This window comes from Xanthomonas albilineans (genome assembly GCF_009931595.1).
GTDB lineage: Bacteria > Pseudomonadota > Gammaproteobacteria > Xanthomonadales > Xanthomonadaceae > Xanthomonas_A > Xanthomonas_A albilineans.
The window spans coordinates 953,803-975,431 of sequence record NZ_CP046570.1 but is presented as its reverse complement, the minus strand read 5'-3'; the positions used below and the strand labels follow the sequence as shown (position 1 = coordinate 975,431).

Here is a 21,629-nt window from a genome sequence, read left to right as displayed (position 1 = left end):
GATGACGCCACGCCTATTCCTGATTGCCCTGATCCTGTTGTGTGGCGCCTGCACGCACACCACATCCACTGCGATGAGCGACCCCGCCGCGTCCGCCTCGGCACATCTGCGCCTGGCCACCTACAACACCTCGCTCAATTCCGACGTCTCCGGCGGTCTGATCGCTTCACTTCAAGGCGACAGCGCGCAGGCGCGCAAGATCGCCGCGGTGCTGCAACAGGTACGCCCGGATCTGGTGCTGCTCAACGAATTCGACTACGACGACGCGCACCGCGCCGCCGACCTGTTCGAGCAACGCTATCTGGCCGCCCCCCAACCCCACGGCGGCAGCGCCTTGCACTACGCCTATCGCTACCTCGCGCCGGTGAACACCGGCGTACCCAGCGGCCTGGATCTGGATAACGACGGCCATGTCGGCGGCGAAGGCCGCGCACGCGGCAACGACGCCTGGGGCTACGGCCTGCATCCCGGCCAATACGGCATGTTGCTGCTGTCCAGGTATCCGATCGACACCGCGGCAGTACGCAGCTTTCGATTATTGAAGTGGAGCGCGATGCCCGGCGCACTGCGCCCGGTCGATCCGGCCAGCGGCCACTTCTTCCATCGCGACGCGGTCTGGACGCAACTGCGGCTATCGTCCAAATCGCACTGGGACGTCCCGGTCCGCACGCCACTGGGGGTGATCCATGCGCTGGTGGCGCACCCCACCCCACCCGTGTTCGATGGCGCGGAGAAGCGCAATGCCGCACGCAACCACGACGAACTGCGGCTGTGGCGCGAATATCTCGACGATGCCGGCACCGGCAAGGCGAACTGGCTATGCGACGACGCCGGCCGCTGCGGCGGCCTGGCCACCGATGCAGATTTCGTGATCCTTGGCGACCTCAACAACGATCCGATCGACGGCGACGGTCGCCACGATGCCATCGTCGCCCTGATCGCGCATCCGCGCGTGCTGCAATACCCGCCCCCGCACAGTGCCGGCGGCGAGGAGACCACGCGTACCTACGCCGCCAAAGGCATCGCGCATCGCGGCCCGCCGCAACAGGTCACCGGGGATTTCGGGCCGAAGGCCGGCACCTTGCACCTGGACTACGTGCTGCCATCGCGGAATTTTCGCTATCTGGACAGCGGCGTGTTCTGGCCGACATCCGATCAGCCGAGCGCAGCAATCGCCGGCGGCAGCGACCACCATCTGGTCTGGGTCGATGTCGCTGCGGCCCCGTAAACGAGCACCCGACGCGATCCTGCAACCACGGCAGCCAGCTCGCCCCTCGCCCCGGCCCTGATCCAAGCGCCAAGGCCACGTCGCGCACACGCCCCGCGCAAGCGCGGCTCAAGCGCGCAATTGGATGTGCAGCGCCGCCGCCGCATCCCGTGCGATCTGCCGCGCCTGCGCGATGTCGGCACCACGCGCCAGAGTCACGCCCACGCGGCGGTGACCGTGCACGCTCGGCTTGCCGAACAGGCGCAACGCGGTGTCCGCAGCCTGCAGTGCCGCCTCGACATTGCCGAACACGGGAACGCCCTCGCCGTGCGCCAGCAGCGCGCAGGAAGCCGACGGCCCGTGCTGGCGGATCGTCGGAATCGGCAGGCCGAGAATCGCACGCGCATGCAGCGCGAATTCGCTCAGCTCCTGCGATATCAGCGTGACCAGGCCGGTATCGTGCGGGCGCGGCGACACCTCGCTGAACCAGACATGGTCGCCCTTGACGAACAATTCCACGCCAAACAGACCCCAGCCGCCAAGTGCGTCGGTGACCGCGTGCGCGATCTCCTGCGCGCGCTGCAGGGCCAGCGCCGACATCGGTTGCGGTTGCCAACTCTCGCGGTAATCGCCATCCTGCTGCCAATGCCCGATTGGATCGCAGAACGCCGTGCCGCCAGCGTGACGCACGGTCAACAGGGTGATTTCATAGTCGAAATCGATGAAACCCTCCACGATGCAGCGACCGGCGCCGGCACGGCCGCCGGTCTGCGCGTACTCCCACGCCGCCTCGATGTCGGCCTCGCTGCGCAGTGTGCTCTGGCCCTTGCCCGAGGACGACATCACCGGCTTGACCACGCATGGCAGGCCCACCGCGGCGATCGCCGCGCGGTACTGTTCGGGCGTATCGACGAAGCGGTACGGGGAGGTCGGCAAGTGCAGCGTTTCGGCGGCCAGGCGACGGATGCCTTCGCGGTCCATGGTCAATCGCGCCGCGCGCGCGGTGGGGATCACCCGCTGGCCGTGGTCGCGCTCCAGCGCCACCAGCGTCTCGGTGTGGATCGCCTCAATCTCCGGCACGATCAGGTGCGGACACTCGCGCGCAATCAAATCTTGCAACGCCATCGGATCAAGCATGTCGATCACATGGCTGCGGTGCGCGACCTGCATCGCCGGTGCATCGGCGTAGCGGTCCACCGCAATCACCTCCACCCCGAAGCGTTGCAGTTCGATCGCCACTTCCTTGCCCAGTTCGCCCGAACCAAGCAGCAACACGCGGGTCGCGGAAGCGGACAACGGGGTTCCCAGAGTGACCATAGAAAAGGTACCTGCACGAAGAGGGGGGCGTCATTCTACGTCCCGGCGCGGCGGCCCTGCCGAAGGCGGTTCGCGGCAGCCGATGCACACCAACGGAATGCTATCTTCTGTACCGACCTTAGGGACGCCGCCATGACACACCGTACTGCCTGGCACCGCCAAGCGCGCGCCATCCGCTCGTCCCGGCACGCGCCCGGCTTACCCGGGCCAGCGATCGCGCCGCCGCGCCGGAGCCATGCATGTACTCGCTGATGCCGGCTACGGCCTACATCGACGAAACCTGGTTCGCACGCGAGCGCGAACGCCTGATGACCCCGCTGTGGCAGTTCGTGGCCCCACGCATGCTGCTGAACAAGCCCAACGCCTTCGTCCGACGCACGGTGTGCGGGGTGGATGTCGTCGTGCAGAACATCGATGGCGAACTGCGGGCGTTCGACAACGTGTGCCTGCATCGGCAAAAACCCTTGCAGGAACAAGCACAGGGCGTACGGCCGCTGGTCTGCGGCTATCACGGCTGGCGCTACGGTGCCGATGGCGGCGTGGAGCACATCCCCTTCCACGACGAAGCCTACCGATTGCCACCCGATGCGCGCGCCTGCCTGCGGCTGCGTCGCTTCGCCCTGGCCTGCATCGGCAACCTGGTGTTCGTGAACATATCCGCTACGCCGATGCCGCTGGAAGCGCAGTTCTCGCTGTCGGCACTGGACATGCTGCGGGCGGCATCGGAACAGTTCGACGAGGAAGTGCTGGTCGCGACATTCCAAACACATTGCAACTGGAAACTCGCTTACGAGAACCTGCGCGATGCGCTGCATCCGCGCTTCGTACACCCACGCACACTGGCGCAACAAGTGAAGTTTCAGGTGCACATGGACGCGACCGGCATCGCCGAGGCGCGTCGCTATCATGCTGAAGGCAGCGCCTCGCCGGAGCAGCACATGGCGCGCTTGCGCGGGTTCAGCGGCGGTGGCCTCAACGAACCGCTGCTGGCGCTGCCGCACTATGCCTGGCACGACAACGTCGAACGCTTCGGCAGCGACGACTGGTATCTGAACTGGCTGTTGTATCCGAACCTGCATATCGCATCGGGATCCGGTGGTTACTCCTTCATCATCGAGCACCACCAGCCGGTGTCCGCACAACGCACCGACCTGATCGTTTACTACGTTACAGCACGCAAGAAATGCCGCTACCCTGGTTCCGACGCGGTGCTGCTGGGACATCTGCAGGGCGCCGAAAAAGTATTGCGCGAGGACATCGACGTAATGGAGCAGGTGCAATCGGGACTACGCGCGGACACGCCACGCCCCGTGCTGGGCGACTACGATCACATCAACATGCAGGTCGAACGTTGGTACATGGATGTCATGGAGGGACGGCATGTCCTGTGAAAAGTACGTGATCGGCAGCGGTGGGTTGCTGCGCTGGGCGCTCGCGGCATGGGCCGAGGCGGCCCCGGACACCGTGCTGCACCCGGTGGACATCGCGCAAGGCAAGGACTACCGCTTCGACCTGGACGCCCTGTACACCCTACATAGCAGCGGTGCCACCGCTTTCGTCGCCTGGGACGCGCAGTTCCTCAATCTCCGCCGTCAGGAACTGATGGGCGAACTCAAGGCACGCGGCTTCAAGATGCCAGCGCTAATTTGCCGTGGCGCACGACTGGCTGCCAGCGCCAGGGTCGGCGAAAACGGCATGATCGGCGCCGGCGCGATCGTCGGTCCACACTGCGACATCGGCTTCAATAGTTGGATCGGCACGGCGGCGGTGCTGGAACACGGCGTCAAAGTCGGTAACGGCGCATGGATCGATGCGGGCGCATTCGTCGGCGCCGACGCCAACATCGGCAGCCACGCGACCCTGGGACGGCAGGTCGCCATCGCCGCAGGCGTGCGCGTGGGCAAGCGTTGCATTGTCCAGACGCCCGGCACCTACCGCGGCGATATCGCCACCGGCACCCATTATCTGGCCAGCTTCGCCACGCCGGTGCAGATCTTCAACGGCTAGTGCGTCCACGTCAGGCGGCACGCTGTCGCAGCAAGTGTGCGCCGTGTGCAATCACCAGAGGCCCATGGCGCCGACGCTTCCATCGGCACGCTCACCCAGCAAACAACATCGCCATATACTGATATCAAAACAATAATCTTTCCAGAAGTCGCAACGCGCGCCAAGCTCACCCACAAGGACGCCAATCATGAAAGAGCAGCCCCGTTCCTCCCTACCCGGCATCCCGATGATCGCAGGCATCGTCGCGGTGTTCCTGATGAGCGCCGGCACGCTCGTCGCGACAGCCGCACTGCGGCCATCCGCCATGCCGCTCACCTTGCTGTGCATCCTGCCGATCCTAAGCATCGGCGCGTTCCTGTTGGCCGGCCTGTACACCATGGAACCAAATCAGGCCGCCGTGCTGAGCCTGTTCGGCAAGTACATCGGCACCGTCAAAGACGCCGGTCTGCGCTGGAACACGCCCTTCTACAACAAACGCAAGATCAGCCAACGCGCGCGCAATTTCGAAAGCGGCCGGCTCAAGGTCAACGAACTGGACGGCAGCCCGATCGAAATCGGTGCGGTGATCGTGTGGCAGGTGATGGACGCCGCCGAAGCGGTCTACAACGTCGACGACTACGAGCGTTTCGTACACATCCAATCCGAGGCGGCGCTGCGTGCGATGGCCACCAGCTATCCCTACGATCAGCACGAAGACGGGCAGATCTCGCTGCGCAGCCATCCCAACGAAATCAGCGAGCAGCTCAAGCGTCACCTCGACGAGCGCCTGACCCAGGCTGGGGTGGACGTGATCGAAGCGCGCATCAGCCACCTTGCCTACGCACCGGAAATCGCCCATGCGATGCTGCAACGACAGCAGGCCAACGCGGTGATCGCCGCACGCACCCGCATCGTCGCCGGGGCGGTGGGCATGGTCGAGATGGCGCTGGCCGAATTGCATAAAAACGGCGTGGTGGAACTGGACACCGAACGCAAAGCGCACATGGTCAGTAACCTGCTGACTGTGCTGTGTTCGGATCGCGGTACCCAGCCGATCGTCAACACCGGTTCGCTGTACTGACGCACCGATGGCGATGCATGCTGCGTTCGCACCATTGGCATTGGCACTCTCCGGCGTGCCTGCCCTGGTCCTTGCCGCCTGGGTCGGTGGCACCGCATGGGACCACGCCTTATCCACCGTATCAGGAGCATCACGATGAACCAGCATCTGTCTCCCGTGCAGGAACGATACTATCCCGTCATCCCACCGCACCCGCTCGGTCTGGTGGTGTGGCTGTGGCTGCCGCTGTTCGCCGTAACCGCAATCACCAGCGTGGCCGCACTGCATGAACAGCATCCCGCCACCATCCTGCCTTGCATCGGCCTGGTGGCGCTGATCGGGGTCGGCGCCAGCATCGCCTTCACCCAACGACGCGTGCATCTACGCGGCAACGTGCTGCAGGTGCGCGCGACCTTCCTCAGCCGACGCGTCCCGGTCGCGTCCATGCGTCCGAACGATGCACGCATCATCGCGCTATCCGAACACAACGGATTCAAACCCACCTTCAAGACACTGGGCTTCGGCTATCCCGGTTTCCACGCCGGCTACTACCGGACTCGCGACAGCCATAAAGCGTTCTGCCTGATCACCGCCGACCGTATACTGGCCATCCCACTGCAAGACGGACGCTGGCTGCTACTCAGCGTCGAACAACCACGGCAACTGCTGCAGGATCTACAAGCCGCTGCGACAGCGCAAGCCAGCGTCAATGGGGCAAGCAACAGTCGCCACGTGTGCCGCTGAGTGCGCCACGGCAACCGCGACGACCGACAACACCGAACCATCGGCACCCCATCCCCGCGCGCCAACTGGCCCTGCGCACGACTTGGCTCTACTCTGTGCCGATGCGCGCCATGCCTCCCCTATTGCTCAACACCGACGCCATCGAACTGCTGCCGGCCGCGCTGCTGCGCGCGCGCGGCAACGCCGATGCGCGCCAGCTCGCACAGGCGATCTGGCTGCTGCGACGCAAGCGCGACGGTCGCTATCTGGCGACGGCAACCGCACATGGGCTACGGGCGCTGGTGCCACGATTGATGCACGAGCCAGGCATCGAAGCGGCACTGGACCGTCTCGATGCGCTGCCCGCACACTACAAGCGGATACCAACCGATACCGCATGGCTGCCGCTGACCGCGCTGCAACAGCGTCTGGCCGGACTTGGCCTGAAGGCCGAGGACTATGCCCAGCGCACCGGGCTGACACTGCAACCGGAACCGAGCAGCCTGCACGCCGCTGGCCGCGACCGCTATGCGCGACCACTCTGGCTGAGCGCGGGTGCCGCACGCGCGTGGCGGGCGCTGCGCCACGCCGCCACACGCGATGGCGTCGTGCTGGAGGCGATTTCCGGCTACCGCAGTCACGACTACCAACTCGGCATCTTCGCGCGCAAGGCCGCACGTGGACTGAGTCTGGCGCAGATCCTCGCGGTCAACGCCGCTCCCGGTTTCAGCGAACACCACAGCGGCCATGCGCTGGACATCGGCACACCGGGCGAACCGCCGGCAGAGGAAAGCTTCGAACGCACCCACGCCTTCGCCTGGCTGCGCACGCACGCCAGCAGCTTCGGCTACCGAATGAGTTATCCGCGCGATAATCCGCATGGCATCGTCTACGAACCCTGGCATTGGTGCTGGCAGGACACCTCATCAGCCTGAGCGACCGCACGGCACGTGCGCGACGCAACGGACACTGACGGCAGTCGCACCGCACCATGGCTGGCCCGCCATACCGCCGCGCCAATGGCACGACCGCTAATTCCGCACGTTGCCAGACAACGGCAAGCGCGGACACTCAACACGTTGCGCCGCCCCTCCAAATCGCCGACGACACCGACCCGGCTGGCGCACCTCGCCGAGGAATGACCACAACACCACTGCGGCACTCTCAGCGCAGTGCGCGACAGCTTCCAGCACCACCGTGACTTGCAGCAAGCGCGGCACTTCACATTCTCGCAACGGTCACGGTTGAACCACGAGCTGCTGCTCGCAGGCGCTCCGCCACAGCAGTGATCGCACCACGTTCCTCAGGCAAGCACCGACGCCATGCCACGGTCCGGGACACCTCAGCGCCGCAATGCATCCATCGCCCACAGCAGCCAGCCCAACATCAGGGTGACGCCACCGATTGGTGCCAGCCGCGTCGGCCATTGCGCCAGTGCATTGCCGGCCAGACTACCCGAGAACAGCAAGGTTCCCAGCAGCAACAGGCATAACACGACATGCGCAAGCATCCGTTCGTTGCGGCGGCCAAGCGCCGCCAACGCCAGCCCATGACCGAAGGCATACAACGCCGCCGTCTGCAGATGCGATTGCGCCAGCGGCACAAGGGCCGCATGTGCGGCGTAAGCGGACAGGCCGATGGCAACGGCTGCCAACAGCGCGCCGATGCTGGATAGCCAGGATGGCCCACGCGAGCGGCGATCGAAAGTCAGCATTTACATTCTCCTCCGGGGTAGAGCAACCATTTGCAACACCCCATAAACAGAACGCGCCGCAAGATGCGGCGCGTTCCGGGTTCACTCATTGCATCCGTTCAGGACTTACTTGATCGCCCAATAGATGTCGTAACTGCCATCCGGCGTAAACGCCTTATCAACGCCACCCTTCCAGGCTTCGTATGGACGGTCGGTCACCTCGTAACCGCTGGTCGCGGCCCAGGCACGGACCGCATTACGCGCCGTATCCAGACCGGCCATGTGGCCGACATAGCTGGCGAACGCCGAGCGGTGCGCTTCGGTGCGCGTATAGGTCACCGGAGCCCCCTGCGGGATGGTCACCTTCAGCGGCTCGCCTACCGCGGCGACCGGGGTCGCATCGACCGGCGCAGCCGGCGCGTCGTCTTTCTTCGCGTCGTCTTTCTTTTTATCTCCAGACTTCTTGTCTTCGGACTTGTCGGACTTGGCCGCGCCGCCAGCACGCTTGCGCACCGGTTGGGCAACGTCAAAGGCGTACTTGTCGGAACCGAAATCGGTGGTGACGATGCGCAACGGACCCGCCGCTTCCAGGCCATTGGCCTCCATCACGCGCTTGATCCACTCCTGGTTGTCCTTGATCGACTTCTTGATGGAGTCGTTATCGCGGTCGATGTTGCCCGCGTTGACCACCAGCAGATCCTCGGCGGGAACGTCGACGACCTTAAGATCCGTCAGAGGAGTATCTTCGGACCGGTAGTCCACGTTCGGCACGCTGGCCAGGACGTTGGTCAGACGCGACAGACCCAGCTTGATATCGTCACCGACGTGACGACTCACGTACAGACCGGCGTAACGGCCCAGCAGGTCCCAGCCGTAACGCACCGAGTAGTCCTGGGTAATCTTCACGTTACGGCCGTTCTTGCCGGTCGATTCCAGCTTGAAGGTCGTGGTCTTGTCCTTGCCCTTGGTCTCGTCTTCGATGGCGATGACGACGTCCTTATCCTTCTCGGTCGAGGTGATGACCCAGCTTCCCTTGCCGATGTACCCCTCCTTGGAGGTGTAATCCAGACGCGCACCGACGCCCGCTTCCGGGCCGGAAAGCTTCAGATCGACGTGGGGGTCACGCAGCACCAGAGGATTCCAGTCCTTGAACCGCCGCAGACTGTTCAAGGTGTCATAGACAATGGTCATGCGCCGATTGGTCTCGACGCTTTCGGACATGTGACGCTCCGAAGGCAACACCAAGCCAAGGATAACAAACAGGCCAGCCACGATCCCCAGGGCGATCAGGAATTCGATAATACGGGTCATTCAGCAGGTCTCCGGGGCCGATCCCACGGCCGGGTTGATGAAGCGAAGCCCTTATCCTAGCAGGCTTCGCTCCCCCCGTGGTCAGCCCATCACGGAATGACACGCCATCCACTGCCACTGCCGCCCCGGCGCTCGCACGCAGCGGCACGCATGGCACTGGCACGCACGACCAGACCATTGCAACCGACACAGCGCCGGACAGTGACGCGCAACGGCACGTAAGCCAACGTCTGACAACGTGGCCGCATGACGCAGTACCAACAAGACCACCGCTCCCGCGACAGACCAATCCACTGAGCAAGGACTGAAGGCGGCAGCGTGAACACACCCTGCCGCCCCACCTGAACCCCGCATATCGGCACCGGACGGAGCGATCGCGCCGCAGGATCTGCTCAGACCAACTGCAACTCGAACGCTTTCAGCACAGCCCGAGTGCGATCGCGCACGCCGAGCTTGGAGAGAATGTTGGAGACATGGTTTTTGATCGTTCCCTCGGCCACGCCCAACGAGTTGGCGATCTCCTTGTTGGAAAATCCGCTGGCCATCAACCGCAGGATCTCGGTCTCACGGTCGGTCAGTGGATCCGGACGATCCAGGCTGACGAAATCGTTGCGCATTTGCTCCAAGCCAGACAGCAGGCGCTGGGTCACCACCGGCTGCACCAACGATCCGCCCGCGGCCACGGTGCGGATCGCGCCGACCAGCTGCTCCAGAGATACATCCTTGAGCAGGTAGCCCTTGGCACCGGCCTTCAGCCCAGCCAGCACCAACTGATCGTCGTCAAAGGTGGTCAAAATGATGGTCGGCGGCAGCGCCGCGGCGCGCGACAGCAACTGCAACGCCTCCAGCCCGGACATCGCCGGCATCCGCATATCCATCAGCACCACATCGGGACTGACCTGCGGAATCAGATCCACCGCCTGGCGACCGTCGCAAGCCTCGGCCACAACCTCAATGCCGCCATCGAGGGCTAGCAGCGAGCGAATGCCCTGCCGTACAAGAGTTTGGTCATCAACCAGACACACACGAATCATCACAGCACTCCAGGGAGAACGACGGGCAACAGCAGCGCGAGCGTGACACCCACAGGAACCACGGCACGCAAGCGGAAACCCGCGCCCGACGACGCCTCGATCTCCAGGTCACCGCCGCACTGGCTCAAGCGCTCGCGCATGCCGCGCAAGCCGTTGCCGGGCAGCAAAGTCTGGCAACCACGTCCGTCGTCGTAGGCCTGGATCACCACCTGCGGACCATCGCGACTCACACGGATCCACAGGTTCTTGGCCCACGCGTGACGTACCGCATTGGTGATGACCTCCTGGGTACAACGCAACAAAACGTGTGCGCGCTCGGGATCCTCCACCGTCAGCGGCTCTTCCACGTGCAGGTGAATCTGTAGGTCCGGCACCCGTTCAGCCAGCGGCCGCAAGGCTGCGGCCAGGTCGATCGCACCGCTGTCGCGCAGTTGACTGACCGCCTCGCGCACGTCGGTCAGCAACAGCTTGGCCAGGGTGTGCGCCTGCTGCACATGCTCCTGGGCACGCCCCTCGGTGATATGGCCGGCCACCTCCAGGTTCAGGCTCAGCGCGGTCAGGTGGTGCCCGAGCAGGTCGTGTAGTTCGCGGGAGATGCGGGTGCGCTCGTTGACCCGGGCGCTTTCGGCCAGCAGCGCGCGGGTCGCGCGCAGTTCGGCGTTGAGCTGACGCTGCTGCTCACGCGCCTCGGTCTGCTGCCGCGCGACCAGGCCAGTGACAAAAATGAACACACAAAAACCGCCGTACAACAGCGACTGCATCAGCGAGTCGAACAGCGGGAACTGCATGATCAAGTGGTACACCGGCAACACCGCCAACTGACTCAGCAACAGCCAGACCACGCCGATCCGCGTCGGCAGCATCCACGGGATCACCCCGGCGGTGACCATCATCATGATGCTGCCCAGGCCGGAGCCATTGAAATAGCTCACGGCGAGCGCGAAGCCGGTCAGCAGCAGCAGGATCAACCGGTCGTACCAGCGGCTGTACCCGCCGCTGCTCAGCCCACGGGTGAGCCAGAAATAGCTGATCCCAAACCCGAGGTAAGCTGCGAACACCCAGCGGACCTCGTGACCGGCCGGCTGGACCCCGTCTTCGATCGGCACCAGATAACTGTAGACCAGCGGCATGGCGATGATGGCCCAAGTGAACAGGCCGGCATAGCGCAGGACGCGGGTATGACTGAGGTTTCCCAACATTTCCGCATCTTAGGAATGAACGGGGCACATTGCACTCCCACGGAAGTCATGCCCTCGCGGCTCGCCGCATCGGTTCGCGCGTGCGATACTCACGCGCCGGCAACCTGCACTGGCCGCCCGCGTATCCGCAACGGAGTCCCAATGTCGATCGTCATCCGCGACGTGCGCGAGCACGAGCTCGATTCCGTCCTGGCCCTGAACAACAACGCCGGACTGGCGATTCTGCCGTTGGATTCGACCAAACTGCGTCACTTCTACGACACTGCCGAATACTTCCGCATCGCCGAGCGCGACGGCAATCTAGCCGGTTTTCTGGTCGGTTTCGGCAGCGATAGCGACCACGACAGCAGCAATTTCGCTTGGTTCCGCGAACGCTATCCACAATTTTTCTATATCGACCGCATCGTGGTGGCCAGTCGCCGCCGCGGTGGCGGCGTCGGCCGTGCGTTCTATGCCGACGTACAGAGCTACGCCGAATTGCGCTACCCACAATTAGCGTGCGAGGTTTTCCTCGACCACGGCGCCGATGCGGCGCTGCTATTCCATGGCAGCTTCGGTTTCCGCGAAGTCGGCCAAAACACCATGAACGAAGTGGAGGTGCGTACAAGCATGCTGTTGAAGGAGCTGTGCAGCTACACCTGGGTCCGCGAGACCTACGGCGAAACGCTGCCCGAACTGCCCTGGGCCGGCCACGCTCATCGCCTGCAGCGGGCACAACGCCCGACAGGAAGCTGAGCGTGTCGTCGTTAAATCCGGATTTCGAGCAGGCCGGCGAACTCAAGATCGGCCAGGTTGGCATTGCCAACCTGCGCGTGCGCACGTTGGACGTGGCACGGCTAAGCCAGGAAATGCGCGAACGCGTGCAGCGCGCGCCCAAACTCTTTGGCCGCGCCGCCGTCATCATCGATTTCGGCGGGCTGGCGCAGCCGCCGGACGTCGCCACCGCGCAGGCCCTGCTGGACGGGCTGCGCGAGGCCGGCGTGTTGCCGGTGGCGCTGGCCTACGGCACCCGCGAGATCGAAGCGCTATCGGAGGCGCTGAGCCTGCCGCTGCTGGCCAAGTTTCGTGCGCAATACGAGCGCATCGATGGCGGTCCGCCGGCCGCAGCAGCGGCGCCGGTCTCGCCGCCACCGCCGCCGCCCGCACCGGTGCCGCGACCACAACCGGGACGCATGCAGAAGACCGCCGTGCGTTCAGGCCAGCAACTCTATGCGGAGCATTGCGACCTGACCGTGATGGCGACGGTCGGCGCGGGCGCAGAGGTGATCTCCGACGGCAGCATCCACATCTATGGCAGCCTGCGCGGCCGCGCGCTGGCGGGCGCACAGGGCAACACCGAGGCGCGGATCTTCTGCCGCGATTTCCGCGCCGAACTAGTTGCCATTGCGGGCAATTACAAGGTACTGGACGATGTTCCAAAGGAACTGCGCGGCAAAGCCGTGCAGATCTGGCTGGAGCAGGACGAAATCAAAATTGCCGCGCAAGATTGACGCGGCCCTACAACGAACATATCAGGAGACATTCCTTTGGCTGAAATTATCGTAGTCACTTCCGGCAAGGGCGGCGTCGGCAAGACCACCACCAGCGCAAGCCTGGCGTGCGGCTTGGCGCGGCGCGGCAAGAAAGTCGCCGTGATCGACTTCGACGTGGGCTTGCGCAACCTCGACCTGATCATGGGCTGCGAGCGTCGCGTGGTGTACGACTTCGTCAACGTGGTACACAACGAGGCCACGTTGAAGCAGGCGCTGATCAAGGACAAGCGCTTCGACAACTTGTTCGTGCTGGCGGCTTCGCAGACCCGCGACAAGGATGCGCTGACCCAGGATGGCGTGGAGAAGGTGCTCAAGGACCTGGCTGCCGACGGCTTCGACTACATCGTCTGCGACTCGCCCGCCGGCATCGAGAAAGGCGCGTTCTTGGCGATGTATTTCGCCGACCGCGCGGTGGTGGTGGTCAATCCGGAAGTGTCGTCGGTGCGCGACTCCGACCGCATCCTCGGCCTGCTCGACTCCAAGACCCACAAGGCCGAGAACGGCAAGAGCCTGCCTGCGTTCCTGCTGTTGACCCGCTACAGCCCGGCACGGGTGGAAGGCGGGGAAATGCTCAGCATCACCGATGTGCAGGAAGTCCTCGGATTGAAGGCGATCGGCGTGATCCCCGAATCCGGCGACGTGCTCAACGCCTCCAACAAGGGCGAGCCCGTGATCCTGGATGGCGAGTCCCCGGCTGGACAGGCCTACGACGATGCGGTCGCGCGGATTCTCGGCGAAGAACGTCCGATGCGTTTCATCTCTGTGGAGAAGAAGGGCTTCTTCAACAAGCTGTTCGGAGGGTGAGCATGGGACTACTCGATTTCCTCAAGGCCAAAAAGAACACCGCCGAGACCGCGAAGAACCGCCTACAGATCATCATCGCCCAGGAACGCAATCAGCGCGGCGGCCCGGACTATCTGCCGCTGTTGCAACGCGAGTTGCTGGAAGTGATCAAGAAATACGTGAACATCGACGCCGACGCGGTCAAAGTGGATCTGGTCAAAGACGGCGAACACGATGTCCTCGACATTTCCGTGGCCTTGCCGGAAGGGCCGACGCCCTGATCGGCACTGCGGCCGCGGCCATGTACACAGTCGCGGCACCGCGCGCAGCCTGCGTCTGCCGCGAGAGATGCTCCCTCTGCATCCGCGCTCCACGCTTGGCTTTCATCCGTCCTTTTCTGCACGTCCACCGCCAATGCAGACCGATACCGCCATGGCCATCTCCAGCACCGAAGTCCTGACCGTCGGCGCAATCGGTTTGGAAGCCCCGCGCGCACTGCTGGCCCGCTACGCACTGGCACTGCAACATGTCCCCGACGGCGCCGCCATTCCCGGCAGTTATTGGGGCGAACCGGAAGCCGGCGTGATCGCCAGCAACGTGTACGTACGCGACGACACACCGGTGCATTCGTTGCTGCACGAGGCCTGCCATTTGATCGTGCTATCGCCGCAACGCCGCGCACAAGTGCATACCGACGCCACCGACTCGGTGGAAGAAGAGGACGCCGCCTGCTATCTGCAGATCATGCTGGCCGACGCACTGCCCGGTGTCGGCCGCGCGCGGCTGATGGCGGACATGGATGCCTGGGGCTACAACTACCGGCTCGGCTCCACACAAGCCTGGTTCGAACAGGATGCCGAGGAAGCACGCATCTGGCTAACGCAGCGCGGACTGCTGCCCCCACAAGCCTGAGCGCGCCGCTCCGGTTACGACGTACGGGACTTCAAGGCGCTGCTGAGATCCAGGGTCGCGCGCGTGCCGGTGCCGGCCAGCGAATCCAGGTGCAACGCCCAGCCCAGGTGTTCGCACAGGCGCGCGATCAGATCCAGGCCGATACCGCTGCCTTCACGGCTACCGCCACGAGCCATGCGCATGTAGATCTTGCTGATCTCTTCCGGGGTCATACCATGGCCGGGGTCGTCGATGCAGACCACACCAGGCGCCAGCATCGCAATCTGGATCTGGCCTTGGTCGCTATTCTCGATCGCATTGCGCAGCAAGTTGCCGATCGCCACCTGCACGATTGCCAGCGGAATCAGCACCTCGCACGGCGGCAATGGCGCCAGCAACAGTTCCAGGCGCTTATCGGCGCAGAGGTGACGGTGGTCGTCGACAATGTCCGGCAACAACTGATCCAGGCGCACCAAATCGTTGCCGCGCGCCAGCCGCGCCGGATCCTTGGCCAGCATCAGCAGCAGCGAGATCAACTGACCAACGCCGCTGGCGGTCCGGCGAATGCGTAGCAACTGGTTGCGCACGCCCGGAGGGACGTCTTGCTGTTCCAGCGCCAGCTCGGCGGCACCACCGATCACCGCTATCGGCGTGCGTAACTCGTGACTGGTGCTGTCGATAAAAGCACGCTCGCGCTCGACGAACAGGTCGTTGCGCGCGAGATAGTCGTTCAACGCATCGGCAATCACCACCTGCTCGGCGCTGGCGCGCGGATGCACGGCGATGCGCTGACCGGGGTGATCCGGACGCAGACGAGCGATGTGCTGCGCCATGTCGGTCAGCGGCTGCACCACACGGCCTATACCCCAGATCACCAGTCCGCCAAGCAGCAGGATGGCCAACGCATTGGACACCAGCATCCACAGTGCCAGATCGTTCTCGTGGTCGTGCAATTCGGTGATATCCAGCACCAGCGCCAAACGACGGCCACGTACGTCCCGCACCAACACCACCTTTTCGCCACCAGCAAGTTGCACCTCGTCGTGCAGACCCGGTCCTAGCGCAGCCACCGCCGGCGGCAATGGCGCGCCGCCGGCATTCCCGTACAGGCTCACAGTACGGGTGTCGATCCAGCGGTAATGCGGATCGACTGCGCTGCGCTCCAGGAAATACTCCAGCTCCAACGTCAGCAGCGAGCGCCAGGTCAGTTGCTCTGCCTGCGCGTTGACGATGTAGCCATGCACGAACACCGCCAACGAGAGCAGCGCCGCATACCCGATCAACCACAGAGTCAGACGATGTCGTAATCCCGCCCTAAGCGGCATGCTCATCTTCGTTGGATTCCACCACGGCCAGGCGGTAGCCGATACGCGGCAGGGTATGGATCAGCTTGGCCGCAAACGGGCCATCGACACTGCGGCGCAGATCGTAGATATGCGAGCGCAGCATGTCGCCGTCCGGCGGCTCATCGCCCCACAGTGCATGCTCCAGGCGATCGCGGGTGACCGCCGCCGGACTGGCCTGCATCAGCACTTCCAGCAGCTTGCGGCAGGCCGGATACAGATGCAGGATGCGCCCGCCGCGCGTCACTTCCAGCGTCGCCAGATCCAGTTGCAGATCGCCCACCCGCAACACCTTGCTGCGACCGCGGCCGTTGGCTCGTACCAGCAGCGCCTCCAGCCGCACCTCCAGTTCCGGCAACGCGAACGGCTTGGTCAGGTAATCGTCGGCGCCAGCGCGGAACCCAGCGATCTTGTCCGGCAATTCGTCGCGTGCGGTCAGCATAATCACCGGCAAGTTGGCCTGGTGCTCCTCGCGCAGCGCGCGCAGCACTTGCTGTCCGTCCAGGCGCGGCAGCATCCAGTCCAGAATCAGCGCGTCATACTGTTGCGTCGTCGCCAGATGCAGCCCGGTGACGCCGTCCGGTGCTGCATCCAAGGTATGTCCACGCGCTTCGAAGTAGTCGAATAAGTTCGCAACCAGATTTCGGTTGTCTTCTATCACCAACAGCCGCATTGGGGTGCTCGCATTCTGGAGTACAGAGTGCTCAATGCTAGCGGATCCGTGTCGGAACACCGTCAGAAAGGGCGGTTGTCGATCGAAAACCCTTAACCACGTGACAGACCTCTCCGGCTCCATTTCGATATCCGGACTGCGCCGCACCAGTCCACCATCGACCCGACGCGCCTGAAGGATTCGGCCCGACGCTCCAACGCCCGGTGGCGCAACCGAAACTGAAACAGGACCTGTCCGACACTATTCCGACAAGTATCCGACACGCACAATCCGACCATGCCTTCACTCCGCCATCACCGGCCACGCTTGCCGCTCATGTCCAGCACGCCCCCGCATTTATCCGCCGCAACAGCACCCGACTGCGGCGCACTGCGGCACTTCTATCTGTGGCATGCGTTGGTCCCTCTGGCCCTGGTGCTGCTGATCAGTGCAGTGCTGATGGGCCTGGGCGGGGATTTCTGGATCGCCGACCTGATCTACCGCTGGGAAGGCTACCAATGGGCGTTGCGCGATGTCGCGCTGACCCGCAGCGTGATCCATCACGATGGCAAGCTGCTCAGTTGCGCGGCCTGGGCCATGACCGCCGTGCTGGCGCTGTGGTCCTGGCGCCATCCCGACCGCCGGCGCTACCGCTGGCCGCTGCTGTACCTGCTGCTGGCGGTGGGGCTAGGCACCGGCGTGGTCTCCCTGCTGAAGTCGCTGACCGACATGGATTGCCCCTGGGACCTGACCCGCTACGGCGGTGAACAGCTGTTTATCGGCCTGTTCGAACCGCGTCCTGCAAACATGCCGCGCGGGGTATGCTTCCCCGCCGGACACGCCAGCGCCGGTTACGCCTGGGTCGCACTGTACTTCGCCGCGCTGGCACTGAAGCCCTGCTGGCGCTGGCCGGCGCTGGCCCTGGGACTCGGCGCCGGACTGCTGTTCGGCATCGGTCAGCAACTGCGCGGAGCGCACTTCATGTCGCATGACCTGTGGACGCTGGCGCTGTGCTGGGGCGTGGCGCTGGTGTTGTACCGTGCATTGCTGTGGCCACGCACATCGCTGCCGCAACACGCCTGCCCCACCTCCTCAACCACTGCGGAAAAGCCCACTGCATGAGCGCGTCCTTTCCCCGGCACCACCCCACCCTCCGTTCCGGGCGTGGATGGGCCTGGCGCCCGCAACTGAGCAACGAAACGCTCGCGCTGGTGGCCAGCGCGTTCTTCGCCCTGGCCTGCAATGGCATGTTCTGGCGCAGCGCGATGAATGGCCACTCCGGCGACCTGAAGCTGGCAGTGTCGCTGTTCCTGCTGCTGCTGTCGGTGCATGGGCTGCTCCTCGGCTTGCTGCTATGGCGCGGTATTGCCAAGCCGATACTGACCGTCTTGCTGATCACCACCGCGTTCGCCGCGCACTACATGAACAGCTACAGCGTCTATCTGGACGCGGACATGCTGCGCAACGTCCTGGCCACCGACCACAAGGAGTCGCGCGAACTGATGACGCCGGCGCTGATCGCGCCGCTGCTGTTCTATGCCGCGCTGCCGATCCTGGTGCTTTGGCGAGTCCGCCTGATACGGCGCTCACCGGTCAAGGCACTGGCGATCCGCGCCGGCTTCCTGCTGGGCATGCTGGCGCTGGGCGGCATCGGCGCGATGCTGTCGTTTCAGGATCTATCGGCGATGATGCGCAACCATCGCGAAATCCGCTATCTGGCCACCCCGATCAACTACTTGGTCGCGCTGCGACAGAACTTCAAGTCCGACAGCCCCACGCACAAGGCACCGAAACTGCCGCTGGAGCACGATGCCAAAGCCACCGCGCGTGCGCCCGGTAGCAAGCCGCGGCTGCTGGTGGTGGTGCTAGGCGAAACCGCGCGTGCGCAGAACTGGGGGCTCAACAGCTACGCCCGACAGACCACACCCGAGCAAGCCAAGCTGGGGGTGATCAATTTCCCCGATATGCACTCATGCGGCACCAGCACGGAGGTGTCGGTGCCGTGCATGTTCTCGCCGTTCGGCCGCCACGACTACAACGAGAGCACGATCCGGAAACACCAGTCGTTGCTGCACGTGCTCGAACACGCCGGGATCAGCACCCTGTGGCGCGACAACCAGTCTGGCTGCAAAGGCGTGTGCGACGGGCTGGCAGTGCAGAGCATGGACGACGCCAAGGATCCGCAGCTATGCAAGGACGGACGCTGCATGGACGAGATCATGCTGAAAGACCTGGCCGCACAGGTGCGCGCCAAACCCGGCGACCGCGTGGTGGTGCTGCATCAGCTCGGCAGCCACGGCCCCAGCTATTTCGAGCGTTACCCAGCAACGTTCCGTCGCTTCACCCCGACCTGCGACACGGCCGACCTGGGCAACTGCAGCCGTGGCCTGATCGCTAACGCCTACGACAATTCGCTGCTGTATACCGACTATCTATTGGCGCGCACAGTGAAGACGCTACAAGCGATGCCCGACTACGACACCGCGATGATCTATCTCTCCGACCACGGCGAATCGCTGGGCGAGAAAGGCCTGTATCTGCACGGGGTACCCTATGCGATCGCGCCGCAGGAGCAGACCCATGTGCCAATGGTGATGTGGTTTTCGCCGGGTTTCGCCAATGCGCGCGGCCTGGATATGGCCTGCCTGCAAGCCCGGTCGCGCCAGTACGCCGATCAGGACAACCTGTTCTCCTCGGTGCTGGGCCTGATGCAAGTCAAGACCTCGGTCTACGACCGCTCGCGCGACCTGTTCGCATCCTGCATCAAACCGCAGTAACCACTAGCGCGTTCGTGACCGACCACACGATCGCGCGATTCCCGGCGCCGCTATCGGGCGCACTGCGCACGCTCACCGCAACTCCGTGCTTGCGGCCTACCGGACAGCCCACTAGCCTTCCTTGCAGACCGCCCTGCAAGGATTCGCCGTGAACCACCGTCACCCGCTGCTCGGGCTATGCATCGCCGCGAGCTTGTTGTTCTTGTCCGCGTGCCGCAAGGATGCCGCACCGGAGAATGTCGCGCCCGCCACGCCACACGCCATCGGCGAAAGCGCCGACCAATTCGTGGCCCGCATCAACGAGCAGTACCGCAAGCAGCTCCCGGAACTGACCACGGCGCAATGGCTGTCTGCCACCTACATCAACGCCGATACGCAGCGGCTGGCGTCCGAGGCCAACGCGCGCTGGTTGACCACGCTCAACGGCTGGATCGCTCAGGCCAAACGCTACCAAGGCCAGCCAATGTCGGCCGACAGCGCACGTGCGCTGCAACGACTCAAGCAGATGACCGCGATGCCTGCACCGCACGACCCGGCCAAGCTGAATGAACTCACTGCGCTGGCTGCGAAGATGGAAGGCGCCTATGCGGTGGCTACATCCTGCAGCGGCGAAGGCGATGCGCGCCGCTGCCGGCAACTGGACGAACTGGAAGAGGTACTGCGCCGCAGTCGCGACTACGATCAACAACTGGACGCCTGGCAAAGCTGGCACGCCACCGCACAACCGTTGCGCAAGGACTACCCGCGCTTCGTCGAACTGGTCAACGAAGGCGCGCGCGAGATGGGCTATGCCGACACTGGCGCGATGTGGCGCAGCGGCTACGACATGCCGCCTGCACAACTCGTCGCCGAGACCGACCGGCTGTGGGCCCAGGTGAAGCCGTTGTACGAGCAATTGCACTGCTACGCGCGCAGTAAACTCGACACCGAATACGGCAAGGACAAGGGCGAAGTCGCTGGCGGCCTGCTACCGGCACACCTGCTCGGCAACATGTGGCAGCAGGACTGGAGCAATCTATGGGACCTGTTGCAGCCCTATCGCGATGCCAGCAATCTCGACATCACCGATGCGCTGGAGCGTCAATACCAGAGCGACTTGAGCGCGGCACTGGCGCGGCGTAACGGTGACACCTCGGCGGAAGCACGGTTCATGGCACAACGCGAAGCGCAGTCGCTCAGCGCCCGGCAGATGAACGAGCACGCACAGGACTTCTACACCTCCCTGGCGATGCCCAAGCTACCCGATAGCTACTGGAGCCGCAGCCAGTTCATCAAGCCACTGGATCGCGACGTGGATTGCCATGCCAGTGCATGGAACATGGACATGGCCGGCGATGTGCGCGCCAAAATGTGCGTCAAACCGGACGAAGAAGACTTCGCCACCCTCTACCACGAACTGGGGCATGTCTATTACTACCTAGCCTACGACTCGCTACCGCCACTGTTCCAGAGCGGCGCCAACGACGGCTTCCATGAGGCCATCGGCGACACCGTCGTGCTGGCGCTGACGCCGCAGTATCTGCATACCATCGCCCTGACCGAGACGCCGCAAGTCAGTCGCGAGGCGCTGATCAATACACAGATGCGCATGGCGTTGAACAAAGTGGCGTTCTTGCCGTTCGGGTTGATGATCGACCGCTGGCGCTGGGGCGTGTTCGATGGCTCGATCGGCCCGGACCGCTACAATCAGGCGTGGTGGGAACTGAAGGCCAAATATCAGGGTGTGGCCCCGGTCGCGCCGCGCGGCGAGGCGTTCTTCGACCCAGGCGCCAAGTACCACGTGCCGGCCAACACGCCGTACACGCGCTACTTCCTCTCACACATCCTGCAATTCCAGTTCTACAAAAGCCTATGCGATGCCGCCGGCCATAAGGGGCCTCTGTACGCCTGCACCTTCTACGGCAACAAGGAAGCCGGGCAGAAATTCTGGTCGATGCTGCAACGTGGCGCCAGCCAACCCTGGCAGGCCACGCTCAAGGAACTCACCGGCAGCGAGCGCCTCGATGCCGGCCCGTTACTGGAATACTTCGCACCGATCCAGCAGTGGCTCAAACAGCAAAACCAGGGACGTCTGTGCGGCTGGGACACCCCCAAGCCGACAACAGCGCATTGAGCCCGATC

The 21,629-nt window shown here is 64.1% G+C and carries 21 protein-coding genes; 14 read left to right on the top strand and 7 right to left on the bottom strand.

Annotated features, from left to right (window positions below; genetic code table 11):
• The first annotated feature begins 1 nt into the window (after position 1).
• Positions 2–1,228 carry an endonuclease/exonuclease/phosphatase family protein gene (locus XaFJ1_RS04270; RefSeq protein ID WP_080931550.1) on the top strand — a complete coding sequence of 409 codons (1,227 nt, stop codon included), beginning with the start codon at positions 2–4 and terminating at the stop codon, positions 1,226–1,228.
• Between the two features lie 108 nt (positions 1,229–1,336).
• Here the strand turns inward: XaFJ1_RS04270 and purT are convergent, their stop codons facing one another.
• Entirely contained in the window at positions 1,337–2,524 is a 1,188-nt protein-coding gene (purT, locus tag XaFJ1_RS04265) for a formate-dependent phosphoribosylglycinamide formyltransferase (protein WP_012915434.1), read from the bottom strand.
• A gap of 239 nt (positions 2,525–2,763) precedes the next feature.
• Here purT and XaFJ1_RS04260 point away from each other — a divergent pair, with 239 nt between their 5' ends.
• The 5 genes from XaFJ1_RS04260 (at position 2,764) to XaFJ1_RS04240 (ending at position 7,228) form a co-directional block, all read left to right on the top strand.
• Positions 2,764–3,915, top strand: coding sequence for an aromatic ring-hydroxylating oxygenase subunit alpha (locus XaFJ1_RS04260; protein WP_012915433.1), 1,152 nt, complete (start codon positions 2,764–2,766; stop codon positions 3,913–3,915).
• Positions 3,905–4,531 (top strand): DapH/DapD/GlmU-related protein, encoded by a 627-nt coding sequence (locus XaFJ1_RS04255; RefSeq protein WP_012915432.1) that lies wholly within the window; start codon positions 3,905–3,907, stop codon positions 4,529–4,531. The genes XaFJ1_RS04260 and XaFJ1_RS04255 overlap by 11 nt, the downstream gene beginning before the upstream one ends.
• A gap of 187 nt (positions 4,532–4,718) precedes the next feature.
• On the top strand, positions 4,719–5,591 hold the full coding sequence (locus tag XaFJ1_RS04250) for an SPFH domain-containing protein (RefSeq protein ID WP_012915431.1): 873 nt from the start codon (positions 4,719–4,721) through the stop codon (positions 5,589–5,591).
• A gap of 135 nt (positions 5,592–5,726) precedes the next feature.
• Positions 5,727–6,314: a hypothetical protein gene (locus XaFJ1_RS04245; protein ID WP_012915430.1), complete on the top strand. Its 588-nt coding sequence runs from the start codon at positions 5,727–5,729 to the stop codon at positions 6,312–6,314.
• A gap of 101 nt (positions 6,315–6,415) precedes the next feature.
• The gene (locus tag XaFJ1_RS04240) at positions 6,416–7,228 is read left to right on the top strand and encodes a M15 family metallopeptidase (protein WP_045756752.1); all 813 of its coding nucleotides are present in this window, start codon (positions 6,416–6,418) and stop codon (positions 7,226–7,228) included.
• Positions 7,229–7,635: 407 nt separating this feature from the next.
• Here the strand turns inward: XaFJ1_RS04240 and XaFJ1_RS04235 are convergent, their stop codons facing one another.
• The 4 genes from XaFJ1_RS04235 to XaFJ1_RS04220 all read right to left on the bottom strand — a co-directional run bounded on the left by XaFJ1_RS04235 (position 7,636) and on the right by XaFJ1_RS04220 (position 11,530).
• Entirely contained in the window at positions 7,636–8,007 is a 372-nt protein-coding gene (locus tag XaFJ1_RS04235; protein ID WP_012915428.1) for a DUF423 domain-containing protein, read from the bottom strand.
• Positions 8,008–8,112: 105 nt separating this feature from the next.
• On the bottom strand, positions 8,113–9,297 hold the full coding sequence (locus XaFJ1_RS04230; RefSeq protein WP_012915427.1) for a polyketide cyclase: 1,185 nt from the start codon (positions 9,295–9,297) through the stop codon (positions 8,113–8,115).
• Positions 9,298–9,689: 392 nt separating this feature from the next.
• The gene (locus tag XaFJ1_RS04225; RefSeq protein ID WP_012915426.1) at positions 9,690–10,331 is read right to left on the bottom strand and encodes a response regulator; all 642 of its coding nucleotides are present in this window, start codon (positions 10,329–10,331) and stop codon (positions 9,690–9,692) included.
• Positions 10,331–11,530 (bottom strand): sensor histidine kinase, encoded by a 1,200-nt coding sequence (locus XaFJ1_RS04220; protein ID WP_012915425.1) that lies wholly within the window; start codon positions 11,528–11,530, stop codon positions 10,331–10,333. The genes XaFJ1_RS04225 and XaFJ1_RS04220 overlap by 1 nt, the downstream gene beginning before the upstream one ends.
• A 141-nt stretch (positions 11,531–11,671) precedes the next feature.
• Here XaFJ1_RS04220 and XaFJ1_RS04215 point away from each other — a divergent pair, with 141 nt between their 5' ends.
• From XaFJ1_RS04215 to XaFJ1_RS04195, 5 genes are all read left to right on the top strand, one after another.
• Positions 11,672–12,265 carry a GNAT family N-acetyltransferase gene (locus XaFJ1_RS04215; RefSeq protein WP_012915424.1) on the top strand — a complete coding sequence of 198 codons (594 nt, stop codon included), beginning with the start codon at positions 11,672–11,674 and terminating at the stop codon, positions 12,263–12,265.
• Between the two features lie 2 nt (positions 12,266–12,267).
• On the top strand, positions 12,268–13,020 hold the full coding sequence (gene minC / locus XaFJ1_RS04210) for a septum site-determining protein MinC (RefSeq protein WP_012915423.1): 753 nt from the start codon (positions 12,268–12,270) through the stop codon (positions 13,018–13,020).
• 36 nt (positions 13,021–13,056) lie between these two features.
• Positions 13,057–13,866 carry a septum site-determining protein MinD gene (gene minD / locus XaFJ1_RS04205; RefSeq protein WP_012915422.1) on the top strand — a complete coding sequence of 270 codons (810 nt, stop codon included), beginning with the start codon at positions 13,057–13,059 and terminating at the stop codon, positions 13,864–13,866.
• 2 nt (positions 13,867–13,868) lie between these two features.
• On the top strand, positions 13,869–14,126 hold the full coding sequence (gene minE / locus XaFJ1_RS04200; protein ID WP_012915421.1) for a cell division topological specificity factor MinE: 258 nt from the start codon (positions 13,869–13,871) through the stop codon (positions 14,124–14,126).
• A gap of 133 nt (positions 14,127–14,259) precedes the next feature.
• Complete coding sequence (locus tag XaFJ1_RS04195; RefSeq protein WP_012915420.1) at positions 14,260–14,757, top strand: hypothetical protein; 498 nt, start codon at positions 14,260–14,262, stop codon at positions 14,755–14,757.
• A gap of 14 nt (positions 14,758–14,771) precedes the next feature.
• Here the strand turns inward: XaFJ1_RS04195 and XaFJ1_RS04190 are convergent, their stop codons facing one another.
• Complete coding sequence (locus XaFJ1_RS04190; RefSeq protein ID WP_045756751.1) at positions 14,772–16,061, bottom strand: sensor histidine kinase; 1,290 nt, start codon at positions 16,059–16,061, stop codon at positions 14,772–14,774.
• A complete protein-coding gene (locus XaFJ1_RS04185; RefSeq protein WP_012915418.1) occupies positions 16,051–16,752 on the bottom strand; it encodes a response regulator transcription factor in 702 nt (233 codons plus the stop codon). The genes XaFJ1_RS04190 and XaFJ1_RS04185 overlap by 11 nt, the downstream gene beginning before the upstream one ends.
• Positions 16,753–17,067: 315 nt before the next feature.
• Here XaFJ1_RS04185 and XaFJ1_RS04180 point away from each other — a divergent pair, with 315 nt between their 5' ends.
• The 3 genes from XaFJ1_RS04180 (at position 17,068) to XaFJ1_RS04170 (ending at position 21,621) form a co-directional block, all read left to right on the top strand.
• Complete coding sequence (locus tag XaFJ1_RS04180; protein ID WP_012915417.1) at positions 17,068–17,853, top strand: phosphatase PAP2 family protein; 786 nt, start codon at positions 17,068–17,070, stop codon at positions 17,851–17,853.
• On the top strand, positions 17,850–19,508 hold the full coding sequence (locus XaFJ1_RS04175; protein ID WP_012915416.1) for a phosphoethanolamine transferase: 1,659 nt from the start codon (positions 17,850–17,852) through the stop codon (positions 19,506–19,508). The genes XaFJ1_RS04180 and XaFJ1_RS04175 overlap by 4 nt, the downstream gene beginning before the upstream one ends.
• Before the next feature lie 148 nt (positions 19,509–19,656).
• Entirely contained in the window at positions 19,657–21,621 is a 1,965-nt protein-coding gene (locus tag XaFJ1_RS04170) for a M2 family metallopeptidase (RefSeq protein WP_012915415.1), read from the top strand.
• Positions 21,622–21,629 lie beyond the last annotated feature (8 nt).

Excerpts from the sequence above, each read along its gene's own strand:
- XaFJ1_RS04270 (WP_080931550.1), top strand. The coding sequence starts at position 2 with ATGACGCCACGCCTATTCCTGATTGCCCTGATCCTGTTGTGTGGCGCC.
- purT (WP_012915434.1), bottom strand. The coding sequence starts at position 2,524 with ATGGTCACTCTGGGAACCCCGTTGTCCGCTTCCGCGACCCGCGTGTTG.
- XaFJ1_RS04260 (WP_012915433.1), top strand. The coding sequence starts at position 2,764 with ATGTACTCGCTGATGCCGGCTACGGCCTACATCGACGAAACCTGGTTC.
- XaFJ1_RS04255 (WP_012915432.1), top strand. The coding sequence starts at position 3,905 with ATGTCCTGTGAAAAGTACGTGATCGGCAGCGGTGGGTTGCTGCGCTGG.
- XaFJ1_RS04250 (WP_012915431.1), top strand. The coding sequence starts at position 4,719 with ATGAAAGAGCAGCCCCGTTCCTCCCTACCCGGCATCCCGATGATCGCA.
- XaFJ1_RS04245 (WP_012915430.1), top strand. The coding sequence starts at position 5,727 with ATGAACCAGCATCTGTCTCCCGTGCAGGAACGATACTATCCCGTCATC.
- XaFJ1_RS04240 (WP_045756752.1), top strand. The coding sequence starts at position 6,416 with ATGCGCGCCATGCCTCCCCTATTGCTCAACACCGACGCCATCGAACTG.
- XaFJ1_RS04235 (WP_012915428.1), bottom strand. The coding sequence starts at position 8,007 with ATGCTGACTTTCGATCGCCGCTCGCGTGGGCCATCCTGGCTATCCAGC.
- XaFJ1_RS04230 (WP_012915427.1), bottom strand. The coding sequence starts at position 9,297 with ATGACCCGTATTATCGAATTCCTGATCGCCCTGGGGATCGTGGCTGGC.
- XaFJ1_RS04225 (WP_012915426.1), bottom strand. The coding sequence starts at position 10,331 with ATGATTCGTGTGTGTCTGGTTGATGACCAAACTCTTGTACGGCAGGGC.
- XaFJ1_RS04220 (WP_012915425.1), bottom strand. The coding sequence starts at position 11,530 with ATGTTGGGAAACCTCAGTCATACCCGCGTCCTGCGCTATGCCGGCCTG.
- XaFJ1_RS04215 (WP_012915424.1), top strand. The coding sequence starts at position 11,672 with ATGTCGATCGTCATCCGCGACGTGCGCGAGCACGAGCTCGATTCCGTC.
- minE (WP_012915421.1), top strand. The coding sequence starts at position 13,869 with ATGGGACTACTCGATTTCCTCAAGGCCAAAAAGAACACCGCCGAGACC.
- XaFJ1_RS04195 (WP_012915420.1), top strand. The coding sequence starts at position 14,260 with ATGCAGACCGATACCGCCATGGCCATCTCCAGCACCGAAGTCCTGACC.
- XaFJ1_RS04190 (WP_045756751.1), bottom strand. The coding sequence starts at position 16,061 with ATGCCGCTTAGGGCGGGATTACGACATCGTCTGACTCTGTGGTTGATC.
- XaFJ1_RS04185 (WP_012915418.1), bottom strand. The coding sequence starts at position 16,752 with ATGCGGCTGTTGGTGATAGAAGACAACCGAAATCTGGTTGCGAACTTA.
- XaFJ1_RS04180 (WP_012915417.1), top strand. The coding sequence starts at position 17,068 with ATGTCCAGCACGCCCCCGCATTTATCCGCCGCAACAGCACCCGACTGC.
- XaFJ1_RS04175 (WP_012915416.1), top strand. The coding sequence starts at position 17,850 with ATGAGCGCGTCCTTTCCCCGGCACCACCCCACCCTCCGTTCCGGGCGT.